4 protein-coding genes are annotated in these 3251 nt (G+C 66.6%); all 4 read left to right on the forward strand.

Annotated features, from left to right (window positions below; translation table 11 throughout):
• Positions 1–145: 145 nt before the first annotated feature.
• Complete coding sequence (locus tag ACFE7U_RS11300; RefSeq protein ID WP_375409823.1) at positions 146–505, forward strand: DUF3140 domain-containing protein; 360 nt, start codon at positions 146–148, stop codon at positions 503–505.
• 350 nt (positions 506–855) lie between these two features.
• Entirely contained in the window at positions 856–1353 is a 498-nt protein-coding gene (locus ACFE7U_RS11305) for a twin-arginine translocation pathway signal (protein ID WP_375409824.1), read from the forward strand.
• Positions 1354–1370: 17 nt separating this feature from the next.
• Positions 1371–2048, forward strand: coding sequence for a ferric reductase-like transmembrane domain-containing protein (locus tag ACFE7U_RS11310; protein WP_375409825.1), 678 nt, complete (start codon positions 1371–1373; stop codon positions 2046–2048).
• Between the two features lie 334 nt (positions 2049–2382).
• Positions 2383–3251: MFS transporter (locus ACFE7U_RS11315; protein WP_375409826.1), on the forward strand; the 869-nt coding region annotated here is incomplete at its 3' end.

Genomic DNA, 3251 nt, shown 5'->3' on the forward strand with positions numbered 1-3251 from the left:
CGATGCGGAGCGGGACCCACCCGTTATCCGCTGAAACGAACGTTAGTTCTTTATGCCGGACGGGCCGGACGGGTCAAGCAGCGCTGCGGGAACACGGCGTCCACGCTTCGATTGATTGCGACGGGCAACCCAACCGAGGAGCACAATGGTGGCGACCGCGAGCAGCGACGAGCACGACGCGATCTGGGCCGACTTCAAGGACGCCGTCAACATGAGTGCTTCGGCCCTGGAGAAGCACCTCGCCAGCGATGCCAGCCGATCGGTCGGCCAGAAATCCAGCGAAGGCAGCGAGTCGACCGGCCACGCCGAAGGCCGGCGCATCGTCGCGATCCTCGGCACCAAGAAGGCCGACCTCACCGACGACGACTACGCCCACATGAAGAAGGTCGTGGGCTACGTGAAGCGCCACCTCAAGCAGGGCGGACCCAAGGACAAGGACGCCGTGGCGGACTCGCCCTGGCGGCTCTCGCTGATGAATTGGGGGCACGATCCGCTCAAATCGTGATGCTTCTCGGCGTGAAGTCCGACCGATCGAAAGCTGACGCTTGTTGTCGTCCGTTCACGGCCGATTTTATCGGAACGACGGGACGCGGTCGCGGCGGTACGTCCGACGAAGCTCGGCGGAGACGGCACCGGTCCGATCGACCGGATACGGGCTTGGACGAGGCTTCCATCCCCTCCGCTTGACCGGTCGCCTGCGCGATGGACCACGAGTGCACGCAATGCTACCTCAGAGTAAGTCGGTGTGACCTGCAGCACCACGCTCGGCGGCTCGGGTTACCAGGACGGTTTTGTCTTCGCTGGAAAGCTTAGGCTCTTTCAGTGCATACGCCTCCCTCGGCAAGGAGATGCGACGTGACGTATGAACCTCTCTGCCGTCGCTCCCTTCTCGCGGCAACGTATGGCCTTGCCGGGACGGCGCTTCTGTCTAAGCCTCTCGGTCTCATCGCCCCTGCGGCTGCGAACGAACATACTCCGACCCAAACCATGCGCGGGGGCGCAAACAACTACCGGCCGAACGCACCGATGGTGGATCGGCTTGGCTCCGGGTTCTTCGTGCGGGGCAAGGTGCTGCGGGCCGGCGACGGCGTACCGCTCAAAGGCTTGCGCATCCAGATCTGGGCCGCGACGGTTCTCGGGGGCGAGCCCGATCCGGTCAATCATGGGAGCGTCCTCACCCGCGCCGACGGCTCGTTCGAACTCGAGATGGCGCAGATCGTCCCGAACTTCGGGCAGCCCCACGCCCATCTGGCCTATGACGACCGCGCGTTCCAGACGGTCTTCCTGCGTCCCGTCATGCCGAGCGCGCGGGACACATCTGTCTCTGCCGATTTCGTCCTCGCTCCCGCCTGATTGCTGGCTCGACTTCAATGGGGTCGATCGGCTGGCGCCGGGTCCTGGCCGTTCTCGCCTGGGGCAGCGTCGCCGCGGTCATGATCGTGCCGGTCGTGGTCGCGGCCTTCAGCCCGTACCTCGCCTCCCGCAACATGCCCTACATCGTCGGCGGCTTCGCCGGCATCGTTTGCCTGTCACTTCTCTTCCTGCAGCCGCTCCTGCCCGCGGGCTACCTCGCCGGATCGGCGGGGCCGGCCGGGCGACGCTGGCACCGCTGGCTCGGCGTCATCATCGTCATGGCGGTGGCGCTCCATGTGGGCGGGCTCTACCTGGCTAGCCCGCCCGACACGATCGATGCCCTCCTGCTCGTCTCGCCGACCCCCTTCTCGGTTTACGGCGTCACGGCGATGTGGGGTGTCGTTGGGACGGCGATCCTGGTGCTCTTCCGTCGCCGGCTGGGGCTGCTCCCTTCGGTCTGGCGGCTGATCCACAACGGTCTGGCGGCGATCGTCGTCGTGGCGACCGTTGTCCACGCCCTGCAGATCGAGGGCGCGATGGAGCCGGGCTCCAAGTGGATGCTTTGCATGGCCGTCGTGGCCGCGACGGGCGTGGCGCTCCTGGACCTGCGGGTCGTGAGGCCGGTTCGGGCGTCGCGCGAACGCGGCCCGAGACAGGGCGCCAAGCACGCGTTGCCAAAGCCCGACGCCGGTTAAGACGCCACGTCGACGAACAGCATCACGGTCAACAGTTCGTCGCGTCTCTGGCCGAAGTCGTCCACACTTGGTTCGGCTGCTTTCCGGACTTGGGGGCGAACCCCGTAACCCCAAGAACGGGCGCGGAGCAGCAAATCGTAGCTCCCAAATCTGGTGTCTGCTTCGGTGGTTTGGCTTTTCAAAAGCGGGTGGGCAAAAATCCACTCATCGCGGATCTTCGACGCAGCGACCCTGCGTCAGCCTGGAGGCCCTGGTATTGAGGTTTTGGTGTTGAGGTCGTGCCTACGCTCGGTGCCATGGTCCTAGGGCGGGTGCCCCGCTATAGGGCGTCCCCATGACCCACGCCGCTACCCTCCCTACCGCCGTCGAGACGGTCCCGACCTCTCGCATCCTCATCGCGAGCTTCGTCGGCACCGCGATCGAGTTCTACGACTTCTACATCTATGCCACGGCCGCGGCCCTGGTGATCGGGCCGATCTTCTTCCCTCCGGGCGATCCGGCGGTCCAGACGCTCGCAGCCTTTGCCACCTTCGCCATCGCCTTCATCGCGCGGCCGCTGGGCGCGGCCTTCTTCGGCCATTTCGGGGACCGGGTCGGGCGCAAGGCGACGCTGGTGGCGTCACTGATGATCATGGGCATCTCGACGGTGTTGATCGGCTGCCTGCCATCCTACGAGACCGCCGGATGGTGGGCGCCAGCGGCGCTCTGCGTCCTGCGCTTCGGGCAGGGGCTGGGCTTCGGCGGCGAATGGGGCGGGGCGGCCTTGCTGGCTGTCGAGAACGCCCCGCCGGGCCGGCGCGCGCTCTACGGCATCTTCCCGCAGCTCGGCGCGCCGATCGGCTTCATCGCGGCCAATCTCGGATTCCTCGCCTTGGCGCTCTCCTTGAGCCCGAGCGATTTCCAGTCCTGGGGATGGCGGTTGCCGTTCCTGGCCTCGGCGGTGCTCGTCGGCGTCGGGCTCTACGTCCGCCTCAAGCTCACCGAGACGCCGGTGTTCCAGGCGGCGCTCGCCAAGGCCGCGCCGGAGCGGGTGCCGCTGGCGCTGATCTTCACCCGGCACCTGCGCGCCACGATGCTCGGCACCTTGGCGATGGTCTCCTGCTACGCGGTCTTCTACCTCTCGACGGTGTTCGCGCTGAGCTACGGCACCACGACGCTCGGCTTCTCGCGCCCGACCTTCCTGCTGTTCGAATGCATCGCCGT

This window comes from uncultured Methylobacterium sp., from assembly GCF_964251405.1.
Classification (GTDB): Bacteria; Pseudomonadota; Alphaproteobacteria; order Rhizobiales; family Beijerinckiaceae; genus Methylobacterium.

What these genes read in the sequence shown, in the direction of transcription:
- ACFE7U_RS11300 (WP_375409823.1), top strand. Translation starts at nt 146, where the DNA reads ATGGTGGCGACCGCGAGCAGCGACGAGCACGACGCGATCTGGGCCGAC.
- ACFE7U_RS11310 (WP_375409825.1), top strand. Translation starts at nt 1,371, where the DNA reads ATGGGGTCGATCGGCTGGCGCCGGGTCCTGGCCGTTCTCGCCTGGGGC.